Genomic DNA, 22685 nt, shown 5'->3' on the forward strand with positions numbered 1-22685 from the left:
CTGGCTGATCGTCATTGCCTGCCTTGTTGCCTTTCCGCCGCTGGGGCTGATCTTGCTGCTCAGGAAGGTCTTTGTCGGCGCGCGCGGCAGGAAATCGTCCTCTGGCAGCCGCGGGGCCGCATATCAGCAAAGACCGCCCCAGTACCGGCAGGAGGCGCAGTCCGGGTACGCCTCAAATCCGCGAGGCTATTATAAGCAAGCCGCGCCGTTCCGGCCGCCATATCAGGCCGCGGGCACAGCGGCGTCCGCCCGGACCGCTCCCAGCGGGCAACCTCACGCGCAGGCGGAAGCAGTGCGCCGCGGGAAGCCGGGCAAATCGGCTGAAAAGAAACAGACGCCCGCCAGAAACCTTGCCATCGCCTTAACGGTGCTGGCCGTCGTCTTAGGTATTCTTGGCGTGATCTTTCTTTCCTCCGGTATCAGCGCCCTGGCGACCGCCGGCATCAGCGCAACGAATCTGGGCATGACGATCTTCGGCGCATTTTCGCTTCTGGGCGCCGTCCTGTCCGGTGGAATACGCGGCACCGTGCTCAAGCGCATCAGCCGTTTCAACAAGTACGCCGCCGTCATCGGCAGTCGGGAGATCATGCCTGTCACCGAGATTTCCAAAGCTGTGGGCGAGTCCCCAAAAAAGACGCGCAAATCACTGCAGGCCATGATCGACAGCGGCTTTTTCGGCGAAAACGCCTATATTGACAGTGGACTTGACAGTCTCGTTCTGTCTCTCGAGGCTGCGGAAAAGGCGCGCAATACCGCCGCGGCGGAGGAAAGCGACGCGTCGGCATCTGCCGGCAGCGGCAACCAGTACGTGGCGGTTATCAATGAGCTCCACATGCTCTGCTCTCAGACCTCCGACCCGACCATCTGCGAAAAGATCGGACGCATTGAGGAACTGACGGCCAAAATTTTCAGGCTTGTGGAGGAAAAGCCGGAAAAGCTGCCCCAGATCCGCCGCTTCATGACCTATTACCTGCCGACCACGCTGAAGCTCCTGCATTCTTATCAGACGCTGGAACGTCAGGGCATCGACGGAGAAAACATCACCTCGACCAAGCAGGATATCGAGAGGATTCTCGACACGCTGGCGGCCGGCTATGAGCAGCAGCTGGACAATCTGTTCAAGTCGGATAAGTTGGACATCTCCGCCGACATCAACGTACTGGAGAACCTGATGGAGCAGGACGGCCTCACCAGCGACGGCGGCATTATGAAAGCGGCCGGCGGACACTGAAAATCCTTAATATGTATGGGCGGCCGATGGCCGCCCTTTTTTCGTTTTCGCGTCCCTTGTCGGCTCACTTCACTTAACCAGACAATATATAACGCCGTAGACGACCGACGCGATGATGCCGAAAACGATGACGGGGCCGGCAATAATAAACATTTTTGCGCTCATGCCCATAACGAAGCCCTCGCTTTTGAATTCCAGCGCCGGCGCCGCGACGGAGTTCGCAAAACCTGTAATCGGCACCAGAGTACCGGCGCCGGCAAATTTCGCCATGTTGTCATAAACCTTCAGGCCCGTGAGCAGCGCACCCAGGAAAACGAGTGTGACCGAGGTGGCCGCGCCGGCGCCGTCCTTCGGCAGGATCGTGCTGAAGCCGTTTAAAATCGCCTCGCCGATGCAGCAGATCAGCCCGCCGGAGACGAAGGCCTTCAGCATATTGAGGGCAAGCGGCGATTTGGGCGCTTTTCTTTCCACATACCTGCTGTACTCATTTTTTGTCATCTTCATCTGTATTTCTCACCTCGTTGATAGATTTTCCTGATGACAGATGATTATTCAAAAAAAGCTCCCCGCGCACGGCAAGGGCAGAGCCCTTGCCCTACAGCGATACGCCGGGTTTACCGTGCGCCGTAGGACAAGGGCTCTGCCCTTGCCGTTTTGCCTTTTACTTTATTTCACCAGCTCAATGACCGCCATCTCGGCGGCGTCGCCGCGGCGTGTTCCAATGCGCGTGATGCGGGTGTAGCCGCCGTTCCGCGCGGAATACTGCGGCGCCAGCTCCTTGAAGACCTTGGTCATAACATCTTCTCTTGTGATGAACGACATCGCCTGACGCCTGGACGCCAGCGTGTTCTTCTTTCCAAGGGTAATCATTTTTTCGGCCAGCGGTGCGATCTCCTTTGCGCGGGCCACGGTCGTCTCCATGTTGCCCTTGTCAAGGAAATCGGTGACCTGCTGCCTCAGCATCGCAATGCGCTGGTCGGTTGTTTTGCCGAGTTTACGTATAACAGGCATATCGTTTGCCTCCTTTATGAGATGTGTTGCTTAGCCGTTGTCGTCGGATTGCAGGGAGAGCCCCATCATCGCCAGCTTATGGACAACTTCCTCCAGCGACTTGCGTCCAAGGTTTCTGACCTTGATCATCTCATCCTCGGACTTGGAGATCAGGTCCTCCACCGTATTGATGTTGGCGCGCTTGAGACAATTGAAGCTCCGGACCGAGAGGTCAAGCTCCTCGATCGTCATCTCCAGCACCTTGTCTCTCTGGGTCTCGGCCTTTTCAACGACCGTGGATTTGCTGCTGATCGTCTCGGACAGGTCCGTGAACAGCGCGAAATGGTCGCAGAGAATCTTCGCGCCCAGGGAGACGGCATCTCTGGCCGAGATCGTCTTGTCCGTCCAGACCTCCAGCGTCAGCTTGTCGAAGTCCGTCATGTTGCCCACACGCGTGTTTTCAACCGCATAGTTAACCTTCTGAACCGGCGTGTAGATCGAGTCGATCGGGATGACGCCGATGATCGGCTGCTGGAGCTTGTTCCTTTCAGCCGAGACATAGCCTCTGCCGTGCCCGATCGTCATCTCGATACTGAGCGCCGCCTCGGGGCCCAGCGTGGCGATATGGAGCTCGGGATTCAGGACTTCGACCTCGCTGTCGGGCTTGATGTCTCCGGCGGTCACTTCGCCCTCGCCGGAGGCCTCTATATATATTGTCTTCGTCCTTTGGCTGTGGAGCCGCGCGATGATTTGTTTGATGTTTAATATAATCTCGGTGACGTCTTCCTTAACGCCCGGTATGGTCGAGAACTCGTGCTGTATTCCGGCGATTTTCACCGTCGTGACCGCTGTACCGGGGAGAGAGGACAGAAGAATCCTGCGAAGGGAGTTTCCTAAGGTCGTGCCGTAACCGCGTTCAAGTGGTTCAACAACATACTTGCCATAAGAGTCATCGCCGGGCGTCTCAATACATTCAATACGCGGTCTCTCTATTTCTACCATATATACCCTCCTTCAATGATCAGCGCGATGACGCGCCTACGTGTATCAGCTATCCAATTTGAGGGCTTGTTTGTTACTTCGAGTAGAGCTCGACGATCAGCTGCTCCTGAACGGGCAGGTCAATCTCTTCCCTGGTCGGATTTTCGAGGACCTTGGCCGCCAGCAGGGAAGCATTGTAGTCAAGCCACTTCGGCGGCTGCCTGAAGGAGTTTGCCTCGATCACCGATTTGAATTTGTCAAGGCTGCGGCTCTGATCCCGGAGAGCGATCACCATACCCGGCTTCACGATGAAAGAAGGAATGTTCACCTTTCTGCCGTCGACTGTGAAATGCCCGTGCAGGACAAGCTGCCTGGCCTCAGCGCGGCTCATGGCAAAGCCAAGCCGGTAGACCGTATTGTCAAGGCGGCGCTCCAGGAGGGACAGGAGGTTTTCACCCGTTTTTCCCTTCATCTTGATGGCCATATCGAAATAATTCCGGAACTGGCTCTCAAGGACGCCGTAATATCTTTTCGCTTTTTGCTTTTCACGGAGCTGCGTGCCGTATTCGGACGTTTTCGCCCTGCCCTGGCCATGCTGCCCGGGGGCGTACTGTCTGCGGTCAACGGCGCACTTTTCCGTATAGCACCTGTCACCCTTCAGGAAAAGCTTCTGGCCTTCCCTGCGGCAGAGGCGGCAAACTGCATCGGTATATCTTGCCATAGTATCATTTCCTCCTTAAACTCTGCGTCTTTTCGGCGGACGGCAGCCGTTGTGGGGAATCGGCGTCACGTCTTTGATCATCGTGACCTCAAGACCGGCCGACTGCAGCGCGCGGATGGCTGCCTCGCGGCCCGAGCCGGGGCCCTTGACAAAGACCTCGACGGTCTTGAGCCCGTGCTCCATCGCCGCTTTCGCCGCGGTCTCGGCGGCTGTCTGCGCGGCAAAGGGCGTGGACTTTCTGCTTCCCCTGAACCCCATTCCGCCGGCCGACGCCCAGGAGAGGGCATTTCCGCCGGTATCCGTAATGGTGACCATTGTATTGTTGAAGGACGAGCTGATATGAACTGCGCCCTTTTCGATATTTTTGCGCTCACGGCGCCTTTTAACGACCTTTTTGCCTTTAGCGGGTGCTGCCATTCAAACCCCTCCCTTACTTCTTCTTGTTGGCGATCGTGCGCTTCGGTCCCTTGCGGGTGCGCGCGTTTGTCTTACTTCTCTGGCCGCGGACGGGGAGACCCCTTCTGTGGCGTGTGCCGCGATAGCAGCCGATCTCGGTCAGGCGCTTGATGTCCAGCGCCACGGTGCGCCGGAGGTCGCCCTCTACCGTATAGTTCTTATCGATGATCTCACGCAGGGCTGTCTCTTCCGCCTCGGTGAGATTCTTGACTCTCGTGTCGGGATTGATACCGGTTGCCTCCAGAATCTTCTTGGCGCTCGTCCTGCCGATGCCGTAGACATATGTCAAACCGATTTCGATCCTTTTGTCCTTGGGCAGGTCAACGCCGGAAATACGTGCCATACTTTTCAATCATTCCTTTCGTTCAAATGAGGAATCAGAAGTTAACCCTGTCTTTGCTTATGTTTGGGGTTTTCGCAGATTACCATGACTTTGCCCTTGCGTTTAATGACCTTGCACTTCTCGCACATGGGCTTAACGGACGGTCTTACTTTCATATGAAACATCCATTTCTCCGGCGAAGAATTAAACTCTTGACGTCGCTTATCATCCCTCGCCGGGGAAATGACAAGATATTATCGGGACTCATATCAGTTTTGCTGTAATACGCCGCAACACGTGCTCCGGGTTATTTGCTGCGCCATGTAATCCTGCCGCGCGTTAAGTCGTAGGGGGACATCTGTACCGTCACCTTGTCTCCCGGCAGGATTCGGATAAAATTCATTCGGAGCTTTCCGGAGATATGCGCCAGTATCGTGTGACCGCCGCCAATGTCCACCTGAAACATGGTGTTGGGCAGCGATTCCACAACTGTGCCTTCAAGCTCGATCATATCGTCTTTCGCCATTTTACATACCTCCTTTTTCTCCGCGATATATTGATGCGTACTCGGCGAGGGCTTTCCGCACTTCGCTGTTGGTGACCTTGTCGCCGTTTTTGATCTTCGCAGCGGTCCGGCAGTCGCTCTTCGATTCGAACCGGACGTGCTTGAGCTTTTTCCGTTTCGGTTTGTCGATCCGGCGCGATTTGCCATCGCAGAGAAGCGCGTATATTTCCTCCATGCCGACAACGAAGAAGATTTTCCCCTTGTCCCTGCCGCATAGGGCCACGACAATGTCCGACCGCTCGATGTCCATGGTCAAACATTCCCTGCCACCGTGAGAATTTCCGGCTCTCCGTCGGTGACGAGAAGGGTGTTCTCGTAATGGGCCGACAGGCTTCCGTCGCGCGTGACAACGGTCCATCTGTCGCCCAGAACCTTCACGGCCGGTCCGCCGGCGTTTACCATCGGCTCAACGGCGATGGTCATGCCCCGCACCACGCGGACGCCGTGCCCCGGGCTGCCGAAGTTCGGCACCTCAGGCGGCTCATGCATGTTGGAGCCCACGCCGTGTCCCACGTATTCGCGGACAACGGAGAAGCCGTTTGACTCGACAAAGCTCTGCACGGCATGCGAGATATCGGAAATCCTGTAGCCTTCCCTGGCGTACCGGATACCTTCGAAGAAGCTCTTTTTTGTGACGTCTATGAGCCTGAGCGCCTCCTTGCTGCACCGTCCGACCGGGAAGGTGCGCGCCGAGTCCCCCACATAGCCGTCCAGCGTGGCGCCGACGTCGACACTGATGATGTCGCCGTCGCGCAGGACGCGATCTCCCGGAATACCGTGGATGATCTGCTCGTTGACGGAAGCGCAGATGCTGGCGGGAAAGCCGTTGTAGTTCAGAAACGTGGGCTCCGCGCCGCGCGATTTGATGAACTCATAGACCGCCGTATCGATTTCTTTTGTTGTAACGCCGACTTTGGCCATGGTACCGGCCAGCCGGAGCGCCTCGGCGGTAACTCTTCCCGCCCGGCGCATGAGCTCAACCTCTCTTGAGGACTTCAGCTTTATCATTTTTTATCCCCAGAGTCACAAATATCTCGGCGGCCGTCTCCTCGATGCTATTATCGGCGACCGACCGGAGTTTTTCCCTCGACCTGTAGAAGTCAATGAGCGGTTCGGTCTCCTTGTGGTAGACCTTCAGGCGGTGCTTCACCGTCTCCGGCTCATCGTCGTGACGCCTGATCAGCGCGCCGCCGCATTTGTCACAGACGTTTTCCTTCTTCGGCGGGTTCGTCTCGACGTGGTAGGTCGCACCGCAGGTAAGGCAGGTGCGCCGTCCCGTCAATCGCGCCGCGATACTGTCGTCGGACGCCTGGATCTCGATGGCGACATCGACGTCGATGCCGGCATCCTCCAGCGCCTCCGCCTGGGCGATCGTCCTCGGCATACCGTCGAGGATGTAGCCGCCCAGGCAATCCGGCTCAGCCAGGCGTTCCTTCATGATCCCGATGATCACCTCGTCGGGGACAAGCGCCCCGGACTCCATATAGGCTTTGACCTTCAGCCCGACGGGCGTACCGTTTTTGATGGCCGCCCTCAGGATATTGCCTGTTGAAATCGTCGGGATTGAGAGCTTTTTGCTGATGATTTCAGCCTGGGTGCCTTTGCCGGCGCCCGGCGCTCCCAAAAGAATCATTTTCATAGAGAGCACTCCTATTCAAGGAAGCCCTTGTAATGGCGCATGAGCATTTGGGCCTCGATCTGCTTCATTGTATCCAGTGCCACGCCGACAACGATGATGACCGACGTGCCGCCCAGGGAAATTCCCTGATTGCGCGCTGTCTCCGAGAACAGGCTGATAATAATCGGCGCAATCGCGATAACGGAGAGATACAGCGCGCCGAACAGCGTGATCTTCGTCAGGACCTTCTGGATAAACTCGCTTGTCGGTTTACCGGCCCGGAAGCCGGGGATGAATCCGCCGTTCTTCTTGAGGTTGTTTGCAACCTCGATGGGGTTAAACTGGATCGTCGAGTAGAAGTAGGCGAAGAAGACGATCAGCAGGAAGTATATGACCGCGTACGTCCAGGTATTCGTGTTGAACGCCTTGATAAACCAGCCGTTGGACCAGGCCGGCACAAATGCCGCGATGGTCGCCGGGAGGGAGGCGATCGACTGTGCAAAGACGATCGGCAGAACGCCTGACATGTTGACCTTCATCGGCAGGTGCGTTGACTGGCCGCCATACATCTTGCGGCCAACGACGCGCTTGGCATACTGTACCGGGATGCGCCGCTCCGACTGGGTGACGATGACGATCAGCACGATGATGAGCAGCACGCCGAGGAGGAGCAGGATGTGCAGCAGAAGGGAGGACGGATCCTGCTGAACCTTCGTGACCGCCTGCACCAGATTGTTGGGAAACCTCGAGCAAATGCTGACAAACAGGATGATCGAGATACCGTTGCCGATGCCGAATTCAGTGATCTGCTCGCCCATCCACATCAGCAGGCAACTGCCCGCGGTGAACGAGGCGATGATGACGATCGCCGGCCAGATACCGACGCCGTCAGGCGCCAGCATGCCATTGTTCTTGATAAGGATATAGTAGCCAAAGCCCTGGATAAGGCCGATAAGGAGCGTGGAGTAGCGCGTGATTTTTTCGAGCTTTTTCTTGCCTTCCTCACCGCCTTCTTTCTGAAGACGTTCCAGGGCGGGGATGGCGATCGTCAGAAGCTGGATGATAATAGATGCGTTAATATACGGCTGGATGGATAATGCGAATATGGTAGCTCGCGAGAAAGCGCTGCCCGACATGACGTTGTACAGGCCCAGAACCGTATTCTGCAATGAATCAAAGTACGTGCTGAGCTTTCCAAGATCGACATACGGAACGGGCACCGCGTTTCCCAGACGGTAAAGCAGCAGGATGAAAAGCATGAAGATGAGCTTTCTCCTGATGTCGTCTATTTTCCATGCATTACGTATCGTCTGAAGCACCTAAACCACCTCAGCCTTTCCGCCGGCGGCTTCGATTTTCTCCTTTGCCGACTCTGAAAAGGCGGAGGCCTTGACCATAAGTTTTTTCGTGATGCTGCCGTTGCCGAGTATCTTGACGCCGTACGCACATTTAGAGAGGACGCCGGCGGCCAAAAGCTCCTGGGCACCGATCTCCGCACCGTCGTCAAACGCGTTTAACGCCGAGACGTTGACCGCCTCGAGAGGTTTGGCGAATATGTTGTTGAAGCCGCGCTTCGGGACACGGCGGACCAAAGGCATCTGGCCGCCTTCAAACCCGACGCGGACGCCGCCGCCGGAACGCGCTTTCTGGCCCTTATGCCCTCGGCCGGCCGTTTTGCCGTTGCCTGTGCCGATGCCGCGGCCTTTGCGCTTGGCCACATGCGTCGAACCCGGGGCGGGTGAAAGATCATGCAAATTCATTAACCCTGCGCCTCCTTATTCTTCTGTAACGGAGACAAGATAACCGATAAGCGCGATCTTGCCTCTTGTCTGCGGGTTGTCGGGCTGCACGGTTTCGCTGCCGATTTTCGTCAGTCCCAAGGACTTGGCGGTGGCGACATGTTTCTCAAGTCTGCCGCTTAAGCTCTTAACCAGCTTAATCTTCAAATTTGCCATAACGCATGCCCCCCTAACCCTGGATTTCTTCAACGCTCTTTCCTCTTGTCCTGGCGACCTGAGCGGCGTCGCGAAGCGACTTCAGGCCCACCATCGTCGCAGCGACGACGTTCTGAGGATTGTTTGAGCGCAGGCATTTTGTTCTGATGTCATGGATTCCGGCCGCCTCGACGACAGCGCGGACAGCGCCGCCGGCGATAACGCCGGTACCGGCCGGGGCCGGCTTCAAGAGCACTCTTCCGGCGCCGAACTCGCCGACGACCTCGTGCGGGATCGTTGTGCCGGTCATCGTGATGGTGACGATATTCTTCTTGGCGTCCTCGATGCCCTTGCGGATGGCCTCGGAGACTTCGCCGGCCTTACCGAGGCCGAAACCGACCCGGCCCTTGCCGTCGCCCACGACGCACAGCGCCGCGAACTTGAAGATACGTCCGCCTTTGACAGTTTTCGAGACACGGTTCAAGGAAACGACCTTTTCCGAAAACTCGGACTGTACTTCTTCTCTTCTGTTATCTCTTCTGTTGTTATTGTAAGCCATGTTGTTTCCTCCCCCCGTTAAAAGTTCAGGCCGCCCTCGCGGGCTCCCTCTGCCAGTTCCTGGACACGGCCGTGGTAGACATAGCCGCCGCGGTCAAACACGACGGTCTCGATGCCCTTGGCCTTGGCACGCTCGGCAATCAGGAGGCCGACCTTTTTCGCGCCTTCCTTGTTGCTGCCGGAGCCCTCGAAGCCTTTTTCGACCGAGGATGCGGCGCAGATCGTCGTCATGCTGACGTCGTCGATGAGCTGGGCATAGATATTTTTCTCACTGCGGAAAACGTCGAGCCGCGGGCGCTCGGGCGTGCCCGAGATCTTGCTTCTGACTCTCTTGTGGCGCTTTAAACGCTGCGCGTTTATATTAGGTCTTTTTATCATTTAGGCACACCTCCCTTTACTTTTTGGCACCGGTCTTGCCTTCTTTGCGGCGAATGACCTCATCGGCGTATTTGATACCCTTGCCCTTGTACGGCTCGGGCGGTCTCTTGCCCCGGACATCTGCGGCAAACTGGCCGACGGCCTGCTTGTCGATGCCGCTTATAACGATCTTGTTGGGGGCCGGGACGTCGATCTTAATATTCTTTGTCTCCTCGACGATGACCTGATGCGAAAAGCCCAGGTTCATGACGAGCTTATTGCCCTCTTTTGAAGCCCTGTAGCCGACGCCGTTCACGTCGAGCTCCTTTTTGAAGCCCTGTGTCACGCCGGTGATCATGTTGGCCACGAGTGTTCTCGACAGGCCGTGCAAAGACCGGTGCTTCTGGAGATCGGACGGCCGCGACAGCTTGACGACGCCGGCTTCGACGTCGACCTTGATGTCGGGATTCAGCGCGCTCTCAAGCGTCCCCTTGGGACCCTTCACGGTCACGACGTTTACGTCGGAAACCTTGACGTCAACGCCGGCGGGGATGGTAATGGGAGCTCTTCCTATTCTAGACATTCATTCTCCCCCTTACCAAACGAACGCAAGGACTTCGCCGCCGACATGCGCCGATCTGGCTTTCTTGTCGGTCATGACGCCCCTGGATGTTGAAATGATAGCGATGCCAAGCCCTTTGAGGACCTGGGGCAGCTCCTCGGCGCCGGCATACATGCGCAGGCCGGGTTTGCTCACGCGGCGCAGGCCGGTGATGGCCTTTTCGTTGCCGTTATACTTGAGCGTGACTTTGATGACGCCCTGGATGCCGTCGTTGATGAGCTGATAATTCTTGATATACCCTTCTTCGAGCAGGATCTCGGCGATTGCCTTCTTCATGTTGGAAGCCGGGATGTCTACCGTGGCATGCTTGGCGGAGCTGGCGTTGCGGATACGTGTGAGCATGTCGGCAATAGGATCTGTAATCTGCATAGTTTTCCTCCTTATTAGAGTTACAGGCGGGCGCCTTCGCGCCGGGACCTGTTGTCGTGACGAGGTATCTGCCTGAAGGGCAGACCTTTCGCCATCCGTTATGCGTTTATTTGATGAAACCTTTCTCGCAGAAAGCAGCCGCTATATCTGCGGGACCGGGGATTTTCAGCGAAGCGCTTTTGCGCCGCACCTCATGCGGCTTAGGGAAATTTTCCTTTAGACGAAGCCGAGCGACCGCCGCTGTATAAAGATACTGCAAGGGCGCGAGGCGAAGTATAAAGGAAAATTTACCAAGACGCCTTGCGAACGCCGGGGATCTGGCCCTTATAGGCCAGGTTGCGGAAGCAGATTCTGCAGATGCCGTAATCCCTCAGGTAGGCGTGCGGTCTGCCGCAGATCTTACAGCGGTTGTAGCCTCTGGTGGAGAACTTGGGCTCTCTCTGCTGCTTTAAAATCATTGATTTCTTTGCCATTTTGCTTCTCCTCCTTACGCCTGAATAAACGGCGCGCCCATGAGCGTCAAGAGCTCTCTGGCTTCTTCATCGGTCCCGGCCGTCGTGCAGATGGCAATGTCCATGCCGCGGATCTTCTCGATCTTGTCGTAATCGATCTCAGGGAAGATCAGCTGCTCCTTGACGCCGAGGGCGTAGTTGCCGCGGCCGTCAAAGGAGTTGGCGGAAATACCCCGGAAGTCACGGACGCGGGGGAGCGCGACGTTGAAGAGCCTGTCAAGGAACTCCCACATCTTATCCTGGCGGAGCGTGACCTTGACGCCAACCGGCATGCCCTCGCGGAGCTTGAAGTTGGCCACAGATTTCCTGGCCTTGGTGATGACGGCCTTCTGGCCCGTGATCGCCGTGATGTCCTTGACGACGGCCTCGATCGCCTTCGTGTTGTCGCGGGCATCGCCGCAGCCGACATTGACGACGACCTTGTTGAGCTTCGGTATCTGCATGACGCTCTTGTACTGGAATTTCTTCATCAGGGCAGGAGCGACTTCTTCGTTATACTTTTTCTTCATTCTTGTCATGTCAGTCTCTCCTCCCCGTTATATTTCTGCGCCGCACTTTTTGCAGACGCGGACCTTGCCGCCGTCTTTTGCAAAGCTGTGGGCGGCTCTTGTGGGCTTGCTGCACTTCGGGCAAACGCGCATGACCTTGCTGGCGTAGATGGGGGTCTCCTTGGAGATGATCCCGCCGGTATCGCCCTGCTTGCGGGGCTTCTTGTGGCGCTTGGCCTTGTTGACGCCCTCGACGATCACTTTCCCTTCCCTGGGGTTAACGTCGATGATCTTGCCTTCCTTGCCTTTGTCTTTGCCGGAAAGGACAACGACCGTATCATTTTTTCTGATATCCATTTCGTACCCTCCCTATATCACTTCGGGAGCGAGGGACAGGATCTTCATATAATCCTTGTCGCGGAGCTCTCTGGCCACAGGCCCGAAGATACGGGTTCCTCTGGGATTTTTATCGTCCTTGATGAGCACGGCCGCGTTTTCGTCGAAGCGGACATACGTACCGTCGGTACGGTGCACGCCCCTGGCGGAGCGCACGATAACGGCCTTGACCACATCGCCCTTTTTAACGGTGCCGCCGGGCGAGGCCTTACGGACGGACGCGACGATGACATCGCCGATGTTGCCGTATTTCCGTTTGGAGCCGCCAAGAACGCGGATGCATTTGATTTCTTTGGCGCCGGTGTTGTCGGCGACCTTCAGATATGATTCCTGTTGTATCATGTTGGCGCCTCCTTATTTTGCCTTCTCGATGATCTCAACGAGACGCCAGCGCTTATCCTTGGACAGGGGGCGCGTCTCCATAACGCGGACTCTGTCGCCGATGCCGCACTCGTTGTTTTCATCGTGAGCTTTCAGTTTATATGTTCTTTTGATAATCTTCTTATAGAGAGGATGTTGGACGCGGTCCTCAACGGCGACCACGATCGTCTTATCCATTTTGTCGGACACAACCCTGCCAACCCTTGTCTTTCTGGAACCTGTTCTTACTTCGTTCATCTGCTAACTCCTCCTACAGCCCGAGCTGCTTCTGGCGAATAACTGTCTTGACTCGGGCAATATCCTTTTTGACCTGGGAGATCTTGATCGGATTGTCAAGCTGGTTTGTCGCGTGCTGCATCCTCAGGAAGAATAAATCCTTCTTAAGGCCTGTGAGCTTTTCCTCCAGCTCGGAGGCGGAGAGTTTACGTACCTCATTTGCCTTCATCTTATTCACCACCTGTCTCGGTCTCGCGTTTGATGAACTTGGTCTTCAGCGGCAGCTTGTGACCTGCGAGACGGATTGCTTCACGCGCGGCCTCCTCGGACACGCCGGAAATTTCAAACAGAACTCTGCCGGGCTTGACAACGGAAACCCAATACTCGGGCGAGCCTTTACCGGAGCCCATGCGGGTCTCGGCGGGCTTTGCGGTTACCGGCTTGTCAGGGAAAATCTTGATCCAGACCTTACCGCCGCGCTTTGTGTAGCGCGTCATGGCGATACGGGCGGCCTCAATCTGGTTGGAGGTGATCCACGCGGGCTCCAGAGCCTGCAGTCCATAATCGCCGTAAACCACGACGTTGCCGCGGGTGGCCTTGCCCGTCATGCGGCCTCTCATAACCTTACGGTATTTTACTCTTTTCGGTAAAAGCATTACTGTGCGCCTCCCTCTTTCGGAGCTTGCGGAGCCGGAGCGGCGGGCGGAGTGCTGCCCGCAGCGGCGCCCTGGCCTGCCGGACGATTATAGCCGCCCTGGCCGCCGTGGTTGTAGCCGCCCTGACCAGCCGGACGGTTGTTATAGCCGCCCTGGCCTGCGGGACGATTATAGCCGCCCTGACCCGGGCCGCGATTGTAACCGCCCTGGCCAGCCGGACGGTTGTAGCCGCCCTGACCGCCACGATTGTAGCCGCCCTGGCCGCCGCGGTTATAACCGCCTCTGTCGCCGCGGTCGTTCTGACGGCGCTCTCTCGGCGGTCTCGACGTATCCATTGTCCGCGGTGTGGTGCGGAGCGTCTGGTTCAGGATCTCGCCGTTGTAAATCCAGACCTTGACACCGATGCGGCCATAGGTGGTCGCCGCTTCGGCAAAGCCGTACTCGATATCGGCGCGCAGCGTCTGCAGCGGAATAGTACCCTCATGATACGTCTCGCTTCTGGCGATTTCAGCGCCGCCCAGGCGGCCGGCGACCATCACCTTGATGCCTCGGACGCCGAGGCGCATGGCGCGCTGCATGGCGTTTTTCATGGCGCGGCGGAAGCCGATGCGCTTCTCCAGCTTTGCCGCGATGCTCTCGGCGACGAGCTGGGCGTTCGTATCCGGGCTCTTTACTTCGACGATGGAGAGCGACACGGGCTTCCCGACACGTTTCTCCAGGTTGACGCGCAGCTTTTCGATCTCCTGTCCGCCCTTGCCGATGACGACGCCGGGGCGGGCGCAGTGGATGAGGATCTTGATCTTGGCGTTGTCGCGCTCGATCTCAATCTTCGGAACGCTTGCGGAATACAGGAGCCCTTTCAGATATTTGCGGATATTGTAGTCTTCAACGATCAGATCGCCCACTTTGTCGTTTCTGGCATACCAGCGGGAATCCCAGTCTTTGATGACGCCTACACGGAACCCGTGCGGATTAACTTTCTGTCCCATAAGCTACCCCCTACTCCTTTTCGCTCACGACAATCGTGATGTGCGACGTTCTCTTGTTGATCCTGTAGCCTCTGCCCTGCGCCCTGGGCATCATCCTCTTCTGGATGGGACCGGGGTTGGCAAAGGTCTGGGAGACAAAGAGATTGTCGGGATCAAGATTGTGGTTGTTCTCAGCATTGGAGACAGCGCTTTTGAGGAGCTTCAGCATGAGCTCGGACGCGGCCTTGGGCGTCGCCATGAGTATGGCCTGCGCTGTTTTTGTGTCCTTGCCCCTGATAAGGTCGCAGACGATCTGGACCTTTCTCGGGGAAATGCGTGCGTATTTCAAATGTGCCTTGGCATCCATATCGGTCTACCTCCTTATCTTGTCGTTCTGCTGCCGGCGTGGCCCCTGAAGGTGCGCGTCGGCGCGAATTCGCCCAGCTTGTGGCCGACCATATCTTCGGTGATGTAGACCGGGACATGGCGGCGGCCGTCGTGCACCGCGATGGTGTGCCCGACGAAGGATGGGAATATGGTGGAAGCGCGGGACCAGGTCTTGAGGACCTTCTTGTCGCCGGCCTTGTTCATTTCATCGACCCTTTTGAGGAGCTCGGGAGCGGCAAAGGGGCCCTTCTTAATACTTCTGCTCATATTATTTTTGAACCTCCTTACCTTATTTCGCGTTGCGGCGCTTGACGATGAACTTGCTTGTCGGGTTCTTCGTCTTGCGTGTCTTATAACCGAGGGCCGGCTTGCCCCACGGGGTGACCGGGCCGGGACGGCCGACCGGGCTCTTGCCCTCGCCGCCGCCGTGCGGGTGGTCGTTCGGGTTCATGACCGAGCCGCGGACCGTCGGGCGGATGCCCATATGGCGCTTGCGGCCGGCCTTGCCGAGGTTGATGTTGGAGTGATCCAGATTGCCGACCTGTCCGATGGTGGCGATGCAGTTCATGCGGATATAGCGGAACTCGCCCGACGGGAGCCTGACCTGGGCCAGCTCGCCTTCCTTCGCCATCAGCTGGGCGGCGGTACCGGCCGAACGGACCAGCTGCGCGCCCTTGCCGGGATAAAGCTCGATGTTATGGATGACCGTGCCGACCGGGATAGAGGCGATGGGCAGCGCGTTGCCCGGCTTGATGTCGGCCGTCTCGGAGGAGATGACCGTGTCGCCGGCGCCCAGGCCGACGGGCGCGAGGATGTAGCGGCGCTCGCCGTCCGGATATTCGATCAGCGCGATGTTGGCCGAACGGTTGGGGTCGTACTCCAGGCGCAGGACCGTGCCGGCGGCTTCCTTCTTGTCCCGTTTGAAATCGATGATCCTGTATTTCCTGCGGTTGCCGCCGCCCTTGTGGCGGACCGTGATGTGACCGTAGCTGTTGCGGCCGGCGTGCTTTTTCAGCACCTCCACCAGACTCCGCTCCGGCTTTGCCTTCTTATCGATACCGTCGAAGCCGGAAACGGTCATGTGCCTTCTCGACGGAGTGGTGGGCTTATAAGATTTTACAGACATATCGCTTTACCTCCCTTAAACCATTCCTTCGAAGAATTCGATCGTTTTGCTGTCTTGGGTGAGCCTGACCACGGCCTTTTTCCACGAGGGACGCTGGCCCTGCGGATATCGGCCGGTGCGCTTGAACTTGCCCTGCATGTTCAGCGTCGTGACCTTGAGGACCTTGACGCCGAAGATCTCTTCGACAGCCTTCTTGATCTCGATCTTGTTGGCGTCCTTGGCGACCTCAAAGGCATATTTATTGATATCACCCTGCTCCATCGACTGCTCGGTGATGATCGGGCGGATGACAATATCGTAAACGGACTTCATTATGCGTACACCTCCTCGATCGTTTGGAGCGCCGCCTTGTCGACGATAAACGTCGTGGCGTTCATGATATCATAGGTGTTCAGGATCGTGGCGATCGTTGTCTGGACGCCGGGGATGTTCCGGGCACTCTTGACAACGGTGTCGCGCACCTCGGGCGTCACCACTATGGCCTTGCCGCTGACACCGACGGCCTTCAGGAATTTAACGAAATCCTGGGTCTTGATGTTGTCCAGCTCGATATTGTCGACGACGACGACGGCGTTGTCGATAACCTTCTGCGAGAGGGCGGACTTCAGTGCCAGCTTCCTGAGCTTCTTATTGATGGCGTAGCCGTAGTCGCGCGGCTTGGGCGCGAACGCGATGCCGCCGTGGGTGAACTGCGGGGCCCTGGTGGAGCCCTGGCGGGCGCGGCCGGTGCCCTTCTGGCGATAAGGCTTCATGCCGCCGCCGGAAACCTCGGCGCGCGTGAGCGCCGACTGCGTGCCCTGGCGGGCGTTGGCAAGATGGTTTTTAACAGATTCATGGATGGCCTGCGTATTCGGCGTGACGCCGAAAACGGCTTCGGAGAGCTCGACCTCGCCGGTCACCTGGCCTGCCATGTTTAAAACTTTGATTGTAGGCATCTGACTCTCTCCTTTCTAGCCTCTGGCCGATTTCTTTTGCGGGTTGATGCTCACCGTCACGGCGGTATTCTTGACGCGGTTGTTCTTGACGGTGCTCTTAATATAGACGATGCCGCCCTTGGGGCCGGGGATCGCGCCTCTGACGGCGATCAGATTGAGCTCGGCGTCAACCTTGACGACGTCGAGGTTCTGTACGGTAATCTGCTCGGCGCCCAGGTGACCGGCGCCGATCTTGCCCTTGAATATCCTTGACGGGTCCGTATTGGAGCCCATTGAACCGGCGTGGCGGTGCACAGGGCCGCCGCCGTGCGACGTGGGCGTGCGCTGGGCGCCCCAGCGCTTGATGACGCCGGCATAGCCTTTACCTTTTGAAATACCCGTGATGTCAACCTTGTCGCCCTCGGTGAAGACATCCGCCTTCAGCTCGTCGCCGACGTTCATATTGGCCGTGCCGGCCAGCTGAAACTCTTTGAGATGCTTCTTGAGAGCAACGCCGGCCTTCTTCAGGTGACCGACCTCAGGCTTTCCGAGCTTTCTTTCTTTTTCGTCCTGAAAACCGAGCTGCACGGCGCTGTAGCCGTCCTTGTCCTCGCTCTTCTTCTGCACCACGACGCAGGGCCCGGCCTCAATAACTGTGACCGGAACGACTTTGCCGTTATCATCGAAGATCTGCGTCATGCCGACCTTTTTGCCGATGATCGCCTTTTCCATATCTCTTCCTCCTTGTTAAGGTTATTGGTTGACAAGCACCCATGCAACTCTCAATGTGCGCCTGCCAACATGACCCCGCCCGCCAAGAAAGCGGGCAACGGGTGCCAACTGAATTAATGTGCGGGGACTATTACAGCTTGATCTCGATTTCGACGCCCGCCGGCAGCTCCAGCGCCATCAGGGCCTCCACCGTCTTCTGTGTGGGGCTCATGATGTCGATGAGCCTCTTATGCGTCAGGCGCTCGAACTGCTCACGGCTGTCCTTGTATTTATGAACGGCGCGCAGAATCGTCACGATTTCCTTTTTTGTCGGCAGGGGAATGGGGCCGGAGACCTTCGCGTCCGTCCTCTTCGCCGTCTCAACGATCTGGCCCGCGGCCTGGTCGATGAGCTGGTGATCGTAGGCCTTGAGCCTGATGCGGATCATTTTTTTGTTTGTTGCTGTTGCCATTTTCTTTTCCTCCTGATTTGTAGGATTTTTGACTGCGTGGCGGAAAGCCGCGTCTGCAAACCCGTACGGAAGAGAAAATTCTGTACACATAACCGTGCGTATCATTCCTGCTCATAAATCAAACCGGCGTAGTTTTCCGGCCGGTTTGTCTCTGATCATGGCGATATACGCCTCTAAACAGTACTTTCTCAGCCGCCCGATTGCGTACCGGCAAAGGAGCCGATACCGGACATACTCCTCGGAAGTGACCAGGACGAGTGCCTGCAATCTCCCGAATCATCGCATTTTGCGCCCCCATAGGCATAATACCCCCATAAGGCGCCCTGTTAGAATATCAAATAATATATTCGCTGTCAAGACAAAAATTCGTAAAAATTAATTTTACGGAAATTATTCCACGAATATTTTGTCTGTCCTGACAATTTTTATGCAAGCGAGCGCCGCAGCCGCGTCACAATCCGAATAAACGCCCTATCTGATATACCGCCATCGACGTCACATACGCCACGAAAAGCTGCCAGGCGGCGGAGAGGGCCGTCCATTTAAGGCTGTTCATTTCCCGGCAGATCGTGGAAACGGCGGCCACGCAGGGGATATACAATAATATAAATACCAGGTACGCATACGCCGCCAGCGGCGTAAAGCCTGTCATCGCCGAGGCGACGGCAAGGCCGCCGGCCGTCAGGGAAAAGCCGTAGAGCATGGACAGCGAGGCCACGACGGCCTCCTTGGCGATGAGCCCCGTCAACAGCGCCACGGAGGCCTGCCACACGCCGAAGCCCATCGGCCTGAAGACAGGCGCGATAAACGCGCCGATCCCGGCCAGAATCCCGTCGGCGCTATCCGCCACCAGCTGCAGGCGGCCGTTGAAATTTCTGAGGAACCAGAGGACGACGCTCATGAGAAATATCAGCGTCCCGGCGCGGACGAGAAAACTCTTGACCCGGTCCCAGACGTGTACAAGCGCGTTGCCCAGCGTCGGCAGCCTGTAGGGCGGCAGCTCCATCACAAAGGGGGCCGGTTCCCCGGCGAAGATCGTCCGCCTGAAAAAAATTCCCGAGGCGACGGCCATCGCCATTCCAAGCAGATAAAGCGAAAAGACGACGATTCCCGCCCAGGCGCCGAAGAAGGCCGCAGAGAGGAGCCCGTAGACGGGGAGCTTGGCCGAGCAGCTCATGAACGGCACCAGCATGATCGTCATCTTCCGATCCTTGTCACTTTCCATGGTGCGCGCGCCCATGACCGCCGGCACCGAGCAGCCAAAGCCCATGAGCATCGGAATAAACGCCTTGCCTGACAGGCCGAAACGGCGCAGCAGCCGGTCGGTGATGAACGCCGCCCGCGCCATATAGCCCGAGTCCTCCAGAAGCGACAGGCAGAAGAATAAAAGCGCGATCTGGGGCAGGAAATTCAAAACACCGCCGACGCCGGCGATGACGCCGTCGGTCAGAAGGCTTATAAGCCAGGGCGCGGTGCCCATGCCGGCGAGGGCCGTCCTCAGCCAGCCGGAAAAGTTACCGATAATGAACGCCACGCCGTCGGAGAGCGTCTTGCCCGGCGGCCCGAACGTCAGGGCGAACATCACAAGCATCAGCAGCAGAAAGACGGGCGCGGCGAGAATTCGGTGGGTGACGATTTTGTCGATGCGGTCGGTCACCGTCTCGGCGCGGCGCGCCGGGCCCTTTCGGACGGCGTCCCTGACCGTCTTTTCTATGTAACGGTAGCGGCTGTCGGCGATCAGCGTCTCCCGGTCGCCGGGGCCGGAGGCCGCGTATTCGTCCGCCAGATCCTCGATGGCGGCGCGGGCGTCCCCATCCGGGTCCAGGGTCTCCAGGACGACATTGTCGCCCTCCAAAAGCTTGACGGCGGCCCAGTGGACGGGAATTCCCGCCGCTTCCGCCGGCTGACGGACGAGACGGCCTATGCGGCCGAGGATATCCCGGGTCATACCGTCGTAGAGGCCGTCGGGCTCCAGCGTATAACCGCGGCGCGTCTGCCGGTCTGCCGCGCGCAGCAGCGCATCAATATTTTCGCCCGTCTTGGCCGAGATGGGCACCACCGGGACGCCGAGCGCTTCCGCCAGACGTGCCGTATCGATGGTATCCCCGTTTTTGCGCGCCTCGTCCATAAAGTTGAGCGCCAGAACCATCGGCCGCTCCAACTCAAGAAGCTGCACCGTCAGGTACAGGTTCCGCTCGATATTCGTGGCGTCGACGATATTGATGACGGCGTCCGGGCGGCCGCTGTCCGCCGTGCCCAGGATGCAGTCTCTGGTGACGATCTCCTCCATGGAGTACGGGGACAGGGAATAGACGCCCGGCAGGTCGATAATTCTGATCTCCCCGCCGCCCAGCTTCGCCGCGCCCTCCTTTTTCTCCACCGTGACGCCGGGCCAGTTGCCCACAGACTGACTGGACCCGGTGAGGGCGTTATAAAGCGTCGTCTTTCCGCTGTTGGGATTGCCAACCAGGGCGATCGTCCGCGAGCCGTCGTCCCTGTCGCTTTCATAAGCGGCGGCCCGGACGCCGCGTTCCGCCGCGCGGGCGTACCGCATGCGCCGCAGCGTCTCGGGGTCGGGCCGCCTTGTGTCATAGGAAATGCGCGAGGATATCTTATCCCGCCGCCGGGGGGGCAGGTCGCCGAGGACGATCTGGGCCGCGTCGTCCCGGCGGAGCGACAGCTCGTACCCCCGGAGCCGGACCTCGATGGGGTCGCCGAAGGGAGCGATCCTCTTGACGGTCACGGCCGTGCCCGGGGTCAGCCCCATATCAACAAGGCGCCGCTTGACGGCGCCCGACTGATTCCCCACGGAAAGTATGATTCCGGTCTGGCCCGGATAAAGCCCCTGAAGCGTTTTCTCCGCCGCTGTCATAGAACCGCCCCTTCAGCGATCCCACGCTACCCCTTCAGATAAAGAATCCCCATGATGACGCCGTACAGGACCGGCTGGTGCAGCACATAGATGAGCAGCGATTTTTTGCCCACCGCCGGCAGAAAGGCGATCTTTTTTTCATAAAACCACTCGGGCAGCTTCCGCTCCGCAACGTAAACGCCGGCCCATGTCCCCAGGAGGAAAACGAAGAGCCAGGGGAAGATCGGGAAATAATCGGCGCTGAAGAAGCCCCACTGGTACCACCCGAGCATCCACAGGAACGACGCGTCGATTTTGATATAGCCTGTGGCCAGCGCCGTGCCCACGAGCAGAACAATATAAACGACAGGTGCAACGATCCGCGGAATAGCATCCCAAGCCCTGCGCGTCAGCCCGTAAAAGATCATGCAGAATCCCAAAAGGTGCAGGACGCCGAACCGAATGGGTTCATCGATAAACGGCAGCGACGTCACAATGGTAAAGCCGATGGCAATGGCGAACACCTTAATGCCGCGTTTGACATTGCTCCTTGAAAACTGCGAGGACACGCCGGAAAGAAAAATGAAGAGCCCGGCGAAAACATAATGCAGAAAATTGAAGACCGGATTCGAGAAAAACCAGGACGGCGCGCCCATAAATACCACCAAATCATACATCAGGTGGTCAAAGACCATGAGTATAACGGAAAGGCCGCGCAGCGCGTCGATGATATCGATGCGTTTTCTCGCCGGGGTCTGTTCCACAGGCGTCATACGTTGAATCTGTAGGTGACGACGTCGCCGTCCTTCATGACGTACTCCTTGCCCTCGGAGCGGATGAGGCCGCGCTCCCGCGCCACGGCCATGGTGCCGCAGGCTTTCAGATCGTCAAAGGCCACGACCTCGGCCCGGATAAAGCCGCGCTCAAAGTCGGAGTGGATTTTCCCCGCCGCCTGCGGGGCCTTGGTGCCTCTTCTGATCGTCCAGGCCCGGACCTCGTCCGATCCCGCCGTCAGGAAGGAGATGAGGCCGAGAAGGCTGTAGGAGCACTTGATGAGCCTGTCCAGGCCCGACTCCCTGATGCCCAGCTCCTCCAGGAAGAGCTGCTTGTCCTCGTCGGGAAGCTCCGCGATCTCCTGCTCCGTTTTGGCGCAGATGGGCAGCACCTGGGACTCCTCGCCGTCGGCGTACGTTTTGACGGTTTGATAATAGGCATTTTTCTCATAGCCCGCGGCAAAGCTCTTTTCGTCCATGTTGGCCGCGTAAATGACCGGCTTGAGGGAGAGCAGCTCCGAGGTGGCGATGAGTTCCATATCCTCCGGCGCGCCGTCGTAGCTGCGGGCGGCTTTGCCGTCGTTCAAATGGGCCAGGAGGCCTTCGAATACCTCCGCCTCGTGCAGGAACTTTTTGTCGCCGCCCTTGCCGGCCTTTTTGGCCTTGTCGATGCGCCGCTCCACCATCTCCATATCGGCCATGATAAGCTCGATATTGATGATCTCGATGTCCCGGAGCGGATCGGCGCCGCCCTCCACATGCACCACGTCCGCGTCGTCAAAGCAGCGGACCACGTGCACGACGGCGTCGGTGGCGCGGATGTTCGACAAAAACTTGTTGCCGAGCCCCTCGCCCTTGGAGGCGCCGCGGACAAGCCCCGCGATGTCAACAAATTCTATCACGGCCGGGGTGTATTTTTTTGGCGAATACAGGTCCCGGAGAAAATCCAGCCGCTCGTCGGGCACGGCAACGACGCCCACATTGGGGTCGATGGTGCAGAAGGGGTAATTTGCGCTTTCCGCGCCGGCGTTTGTGATGGCGTTAAACAAGGTGGACTTGCCCACATTGGGCAGTCCGACGATGCCGAGTTTCATTGGTACATTCCTCTCT

The 22685-nt window shown here is 57.9% G+C and carries 37 protein-coding genes; 1 reads left to right on the forward strand and 36 read right to left on the reverse strand.

Annotation, left to right across the window (positions count from 1 at the left end):
• Positions 1–1231: 5-bromo-4-chloroindolyl phosphate hydrolysis family protein (locus tag BUB60_RS03510; RefSeq protein WP_073076279.1), on the forward strand; the 1231-nt coding region annotated here is incomplete at its 5' end.
• A 69-nt stretch (positions 1232–1300) separates the two neighbouring features.
• Here the strand turns inward: BUB60_RS03510 and spoVAC are convergent.
• The 36 genes from spoVAC to ychF form a co-directional block, all read right to left on the reverse strand.
• Positions 1301–1735, reverse strand: a complete 435-nt coding sequence (spoVAC, locus tag BUB60_RS03515) for a stage V sporulation protein AC (protein WP_084726224.1) — start codon at positions 1733–1735, stop codon at positions 1301–1303.
• 162 nt (positions 1736–1897) lie between these two features.
• On the reverse strand, positions 1898–2242 hold the full coding sequence (gene rplQ, locus BUB60_RS03520) for a 50S ribosomal protein L17 (protein WP_073076281.1): 345 nt from the start codon (positions 2240–2242) through the stop codon (positions 1898–1900).
• 30 nt (positions 2243–2272) lie between these two features.
• Entirely contained in the window at positions 2273–3223 is a 951-nt protein-coding gene (locus tag BUB60_RS03525) for a DNA-directed RNA polymerase subunit alpha (protein ID WP_073076282.1), read from the reverse strand.
• A gap of 73 nt (positions 3224–3296) precedes the next feature.
• Entirely contained in the window at positions 3297–3923 is a 627-nt protein-coding gene (gene rpsD / locus BUB60_RS03530; RefSeq protein ID WP_073076283.1) for a 30S ribosomal protein S4, read from the reverse strand.
• A 15-nt stretch (positions 3924–3938) separates the two neighbouring features.
• Positions 3939–4340 (reverse strand): 30S ribosomal protein S11, encoded by a 402-nt coding sequence (gene rpsK / locus BUB60_RS03535; RefSeq protein ID WP_073076284.1) that lies wholly within the window; start codon positions 4338–4340, stop codon positions 3939–3941.
• 13 nt (positions 4341–4353) lie between these two features.
• Positions 4354–4722: a 30S ribosomal protein S13 gene (gene rpsM, locus BUB60_RS03540; protein WP_073076285.1), complete on the reverse strand. Its 369-nt coding sequence runs from the start codon at positions 4720–4722 to the stop codon at positions 4354–4356.
• Positions 4723–4763: 41 nt separating this feature from the next.
• Positions 4764–4877, reverse strand: coding sequence for a 50S ribosomal protein L36 (gene rpmJ / locus BUB60_RS03545; protein WP_008982609.1), 114 nt, complete (start codon positions 4875–4877; stop codon positions 4764–4766).
• Between the two features lie 131 nt (positions 4878–5008).
• Positions 5009–5227, reverse strand: coding sequence for a translation initiation factor IF-1 (gene infA / locus BUB60_RS03550; protein WP_073076286.1), 219 nt, complete (start codon positions 5225–5227; stop codon positions 5009–5011).
• 1 nt (position 5228) lies between these two features.
• Positions 5229–5516, reverse strand: a complete 288-nt coding sequence (locus tag BUB60_RS03555) for a KOW domain-containing RNA-binding protein (protein ID WP_073076287.1) — start codon at positions 5514–5516, stop codon at positions 5229–5231.
• Positions 5517–5518: 2 nt separating this feature from the next.
• Complete coding sequence (gene map, locus BUB60_RS03560; RefSeq protein WP_073076288.1) at positions 5519–6274, reverse strand: type I methionyl aminopeptidase; 756 nt, start codon at positions 6272–6274, stop codon at positions 5519–5521.
• Entirely contained in the window at positions 6243–6905 is a 663-nt protein-coding gene (locus tag BUB60_RS03565) for an adenylate kinase (protein ID WP_073076289.1), read from the reverse strand. Before BUB60_RS03565 ends, map begins: the two co-directional genes overlap by 32 nt.
• 11 nt (positions 6906–6916) lie before the next feature.
• Entirely contained in the window at positions 6917–8203 is a 1287-nt protein-coding gene (gene secY / locus BUB60_RS03570) for a preprotein translocase subunit SecY (RefSeq protein WP_073076290.1), read from the reverse strand.
• Entirely contained in the window at positions 8204–8644 is a 441-nt protein-coding gene (rplO, locus tag BUB60_RS03575) for a 50S ribosomal protein L15 (RefSeq protein ID WP_073076291.1), read from the reverse strand.
• 15 nt (positions 8645–8659) lie between these two features.
• Positions 8660–8839: a 50S ribosomal protein L30 gene (rpmD, locus tag BUB60_RS03580; protein WP_073076292.1), complete on the reverse strand. Its 180-nt coding sequence runs from the start codon at positions 8837–8839 to the stop codon at positions 8660–8662.
• A gap of 13 nt (positions 8840–8852) precedes the next feature.
• Entirely contained in the window at positions 8853–9377 is a 525-nt protein-coding gene (rpsE, locus tag BUB60_RS03585) for a 30S ribosomal protein S5 (RefSeq protein WP_073076293.1), read from the reverse strand.
• A gap of 17 nt (positions 9378–9394) precedes the next feature.
• Positions 9395–9754 carry a 50S ribosomal protein L18 gene (rplR, locus tag BUB60_RS03590; protein ID WP_073076294.1) on the reverse strand — a complete coding sequence of 120 codons (360 nt, stop codon included), beginning with the start codon at positions 9752–9754 and terminating at the stop codon, positions 9395–9397.
• A gap of 16 nt (positions 9755–9770) precedes the next feature.
• Entirely contained in the window at positions 9771–10316 is a 546-nt protein-coding gene (gene rplF / locus BUB60_RS03595) for a 50S ribosomal protein L6 (RefSeq protein WP_073076295.1), read from the reverse strand.
• 12 nt (positions 10317–10328) lie between these two features.
• On the reverse strand, positions 10329–10724 hold the full coding sequence (rpsH, locus tag BUB60_RS03600; RefSeq protein ID WP_073076296.1) for a 30S ribosomal protein S8: 396 nt from the start codon (positions 10722–10724) through the stop codon (positions 10329–10331).
• Positions 10725–11011: 287 nt separating this feature from the next.
• On the reverse strand, positions 11012–11197 hold the full coding sequence (locus BUB60_RS03605) for a type Z 30S ribosomal protein S14 (protein ID WP_073076297.1): 186 nt from the start codon (positions 11195–11197) through the stop codon (positions 11012–11014).
• Positions 11198–11211: 14 nt separating this feature from the next.
• Positions 11212–11754: a 50S ribosomal protein L5 gene (gene rplE, locus BUB60_RS03610; RefSeq protein WP_073076298.1), complete on the reverse strand. Its 543-nt coding sequence runs from the start codon at positions 11752–11754 to the stop codon at positions 11212–11214.
• Positions 11755–11772: 18 nt separating this feature from the next.
• Positions 11773–12081, reverse strand: a complete 309-nt coding sequence (rplX, locus tag BUB60_RS03615) for a 50S ribosomal protein L24 (protein ID WP_073076299.1) — start codon at positions 12079–12081, stop codon at positions 11773–11775.
• Positions 12082–12093: 12 nt separating this feature from the next.
• Entirely contained in the window at positions 12094–12462 is a 369-nt protein-coding gene (rplN, locus tag BUB60_RS03620; RefSeq protein WP_073076300.1) for a 50S ribosomal protein L14, read from the reverse strand.
• 12 nt (positions 12463–12474) lie between these two features.
• Entirely contained in the window at positions 12475–12738 is a 264-nt protein-coding gene (gene rpsQ / locus BUB60_RS03625; protein ID WP_073076301.1) for a 30S ribosomal protein S17, read from the reverse strand.
• A gap of 13 nt (positions 12739–12751) precedes the next feature.
• Positions 12752–12946 carry a 50S ribosomal protein L29 gene (gene rpmC / locus BUB60_RS03630; RefSeq protein WP_073076302.1) on the reverse strand — a complete coding sequence of 65 codons (195 nt, stop codon included), beginning with the start codon at positions 12944–12946 and terminating at the stop codon, positions 12752–12754.
• A 1-nt stretch (position 12947) separates the two neighbouring features.
• Entirely contained in the window at positions 12948–13373 is a 426-nt protein-coding gene (rplP, locus tag BUB60_RS03635) for a 50S ribosomal protein L16 (protein WP_073076303.1), read from the reverse strand.
• Positions 13373–14362: a 30S ribosomal protein S3 gene (gene rpsC, locus BUB60_RS03640; protein ID WP_073076304.1), complete on the reverse strand. Its 990-nt coding sequence runs from the start codon at positions 14360–14362 to the stop codon at positions 13373–13375. The genes rplP and rpsC overlap by 1 nt, the downstream gene beginning before the upstream one ends.
• Before the next feature lie 10 nt (positions 14363–14372).
• A complete protein-coding gene (rplV, locus tag BUB60_RS03645) occupies positions 14373–14708 on the reverse strand; it encodes a 50S ribosomal protein L22 (RefSeq protein ID WP_073076305.1) in 336 nt (111 codons plus the stop codon).
• Positions 14709–14722: 14 nt separating this feature from the next.
• Positions 14723–14995: a 30S ribosomal protein S19 gene (rpsS, locus tag BUB60_RS03650; RefSeq protein ID WP_073076306.1), complete on the reverse strand. Its 273-nt coding sequence runs from the start codon at positions 14993–14995 to the stop codon at positions 14723–14725.
• A 22-nt stretch (positions 14996–15017) separates the two neighbouring features.
• A complete protein-coding gene (rplB, locus tag BUB60_RS03655; RefSeq protein WP_073076307.1) occupies positions 15018–15854 on the reverse strand; it encodes a 50S ribosomal protein L2 in 837 nt (278 codons plus the stop codon).
• Positions 15855–15869: 15 nt separating this feature from the next.
• On the reverse strand, positions 15870–16166 hold the full coding sequence (gene rplW / locus BUB60_RS03660) for a 50S ribosomal protein L23 (protein WP_073076308.1): 297 nt from the start codon (positions 16164–16166) through the stop codon (positions 15870–15872).
• Entirely contained in the window at positions 16166–16789 is a 624-nt protein-coding gene (gene rplD / locus BUB60_RS03665; RefSeq protein ID WP_073076309.1) for a 50S ribosomal protein L4, read from the reverse strand. Before rplD ends, rplW begins: the two co-directional genes overlap by 1 nt.
• 15 nt (positions 16790–16804) lie before the next feature.
• Positions 16805–17500 carry a 50S ribosomal protein L3 gene (gene rplC, locus BUB60_RS03670; protein ID WP_073076310.1) on the reverse strand — a complete coding sequence of 232 codons (696 nt, stop codon included), beginning with the start codon at positions 17498–17500 and terminating at the stop codon, positions 16805–16807.
• 130 nt (positions 17501–17630) lie between these two features.
• Entirely contained in the window at positions 17631–17951 is a 321-nt protein-coding gene (gene rpsJ / locus BUB60_RS03675) for a 30S ribosomal protein S10 (RefSeq protein ID WP_073076311.1), read from the reverse strand.
• A gap of 451 nt (positions 17952–18402) precedes the next feature.
• Positions 18403–20823, reverse strand: a complete 2421-nt coding sequence (feoB, locus tag BUB60_RS03680) for a ferrous iron transport protein B (RefSeq protein WP_073076312.1) — start codon at positions 20821–20823, stop codon at positions 18403–18405.
• A 26-nt stretch (positions 20824–20849) separates the two neighbouring features.
• Entirely contained in the window at positions 20850–21575 is a 726-nt protein-coding gene (locus BUB60_RS03685; protein WP_073076313.1) for a heparan-alpha-glucosaminide N-acetyltransferase, read from the reverse strand.
• The gene (gene ychF / locus BUB60_RS03690; RefSeq protein WP_073076314.1) at positions 21572–22669 is read right to left on the reverse strand and encodes a redox-regulated ATPase YchF; all 1098 of its coding nucleotides are present in this window, start codon (positions 22667–22669) and stop codon (positions 21572–21574) included. The genes BUB60_RS03685 and ychF overlap by 4 nt, the downstream gene beginning before the upstream one ends.
• Between the last annotated feature and the right edge of the window lie 16 nt (positions 22670–22685).

This window comes from Sporobacter termitidis DSM 10068, from assembly GCF_900130065.1.
GTDB lineage: Bacteria > Bacillota > Clostridia > Oscillospirales > Oscillospiraceae > Sporobacter > Sporobacter termitidis.

Bases quoted from the DNA above. Each gene is read 5' to 3' on its own strand.
- rpsS (WP_073076306.1), bottom strand. From the start codon at position 14,995: ATGAGCAGAAGTATTAAGAAGGGCCCCTTTGCCGCTCCCGAGCTCCTC.
- BUB60_RS03525 (WP_073076282.1), bottom strand. From the start codon at position 3,223: ATGGTAGAAATAGAGAGACCGCGTATTGAATGTATTGAGACGCCCGGC.
- map (WP_073076288.1), bottom strand. From the start codon at position 6,274: ATGATAAAGCTGAAGTCCTCAAGAGAGGTTGAGCTCATGCGCCGGGCG.
- rplP (WP_073076303.1), bottom strand. From the start codon at position 13,373: ATGCTTTTACCGAAAAGAGTAAAATACCGTAAGGTTATGAGAGGCCGC.
- rplQ (WP_073076281.1), bottom strand. From the start codon at position 2,242: ATGCCTGTTATACGTAAACTCGGCAAAACAACCGACCAGCGCATTGCG.
- rplB (WP_073076307.1), bottom strand. From the start codon at position 15,854: ATGTCTGTAAAATCTTATAAGCCCACCACTCCGTCGAGAAGGCACATG.
- spoVAC (WP_084726224.1), bottom strand. From the start codon at position 1,735: ATGAAGATGACAAAAAATGAGTACAGCAGGTATGTGGAAAGAAAAGCG.
- rplV (WP_073076305.1), bottom strand. From the start codon at position 14,708: ATGGATGCCAAGGCACATTTGAAATACGCACGCATTTCCCCGAGAAAG.
- rpsQ (WP_073076301.1), bottom strand. From the start codon at position 12,738: ATGAACGAAGTAAGAACAGGTTCCAGAAAGACAAGGGTTGGCAGGGTT.
- feoB (WP_073076312.1), bottom strand. From the start codon at position 20,823: ATGACAGCGGCGGAGAAAACGCTTCAGGGGCTTTATCCGGGCCAGACC.
- rpsE (WP_073076293.1), bottom strand. From the start codon at position 9,377: ATGGCTTACAATAACAACAGAAGAGATAACAGAAGAGAAGAAGTACAG.
- infA (WP_073076286.1), bottom strand. From the start codon at position 5,227: ATGGCGAAAGACGATATGATCGAGCTTGAAGGCACAGTTGTGGAATCG.
- rplX (WP_073076299.1), bottom strand. From the start codon at position 12,081: ATGGATATCAGAAAAAATGATACGGTCGTTGTCCTTTCCGGCAAAGAC.
- BUB60_RS03555 (WP_073076287.1), bottom strand. From the start codon at position 5,516: ATGGACATCGAGCGGTCGGACATTGTCGTGGCCCTATGCGGCAGGGAC.
- rplN (WP_073076300.1), bottom strand. From the start codon at position 12,462: ATGATACAACAGGAATCATATCTGAAGGTCGCCGACAACACCGGCGCC.
- rpsK (WP_073076284.1), bottom strand. From the start codon at position 4,340: ATGGCAGCACCCGCTAAAGGCAAAAAGGTCGTTAAAAGGCGCCGTGAG.
- BUB60_RS03565 (WP_073076289.1), bottom strand. From the start codon at position 6,905: ATGAAAATGATTCTTTTGGGAGCGCCGGGCGCCGGCAAAGGCACCCAG.
- BUB60_RS03605 (WP_073076297.1), bottom strand. From the start codon at position 11,197: ATGGCAAAGAAATCAATGATTTTAAAGCAGCAGAGAGAGCCCAAGTTC.
- ychF (WP_073076314.1), bottom strand. From the start codon at position 22,669: ATGAAACTCGGCATCGTCGGACTGCCCAATGTGGGCAAGTCCACCTTG.
- rpsJ (WP_073076311.1), bottom strand. From the start codon at position 17,951: ATGGCAACAGCAACAAACAAAAAAATGATCCGCATCAGGCTCAAGGCC.
- rplC (WP_073076310.1), bottom strand. From the start codon at position 17,500: ATGGAAAAGGCGATCATCGGCAAAAAGGTCGGCATGACGCAGATCTTC.
- rplF (WP_073076295.1), bottom strand. From the start codon at position 10,316: ATGTCTAGAATAGGAAGAGCTCCCATTACCATCCCCGCCGGCGTTGAC.
- rpmJ (WP_008982609.1), bottom strand. From the start codon at position 4,877: ATGAAAGTAAGACCGTCCGTTAAGCCCATGTGCGAGAAGTGCAAGGTC.
- rpsM (WP_073076285.1), bottom strand. From the start codon at position 4,722: ATGGCACGTATTTCCGGCGTTGACCTGCCCAAGGACAAAAGGATCGAA.
- rpsD (WP_073076283.1), bottom strand. From the start codon at position 3,923: ATGGCAAGATATACCGATGCAGTTTGCCGCCTCTGCCGCAGGGAAGGC.
- rplD (WP_073076309.1), bottom strand. From the start codon at position 16,789: ATGCCTACAATCAAAGTTTTAAACATGGCAGGCCAGGTGACCGGCGAG.
- rpmD (WP_073076292.1), bottom strand. From the start codon at position 8,839: ATGGCAAATTTGAAGATTAAGCTGGTTAAGAGCTTAAGCGGCAGACTT.
- rplR (WP_073076294.1), bottom strand. From the start codon at position 9,754: ATGATAAAAAGACCTAATATAAACGCGCAGCGTTTAAAGCGCCACAAG.
- rpsC (WP_073076304.1), bottom strand. From the start codon at position 14,362: ATGGGACAGAAAGTTAATCCGCACGGGTTCCGTGTAGGCGTCATCAAA.
- rplW (WP_073076308.1), bottom strand. From the start codon at position 16,166: ATGAAGTCCGTTTACGATATTGTCATCCGCCCGATCATCACCGAGCAG.
- rplE (WP_073076298.1), bottom strand. From the start codon at position 11,754: ATGACAAGAATGAAGAAAAAGTATAACGAAGAAGTCGCTCCTGCCCTG.
- rplO (WP_073076291.1), bottom strand. From the start codon at position 8,644: ATGAATTTGCATGATCTTTCACCCGCCCCGGGTTCGACGCATGTGGCC.
- rpsH (WP_073076296.1), bottom strand. From the start codon at position 10,724: ATGCAGATTACAGATCCTATTGCCGACATGCTCACACGTATCCGCAAC.
- BUB60_RS03685 (WP_073076313.1), bottom strand. From the start codon at position 21,575: ATGACGCCTGTGGAACAGACCCCGGCGAGAAAACGCATCGATATCATC.
- rpmC (WP_073076302.1), bottom strand. From the start codon at position 12,946: ATGAAGGCAAATGAGGTACGTAAACTCTCCGCCTCCGAGCTGGAGGAA.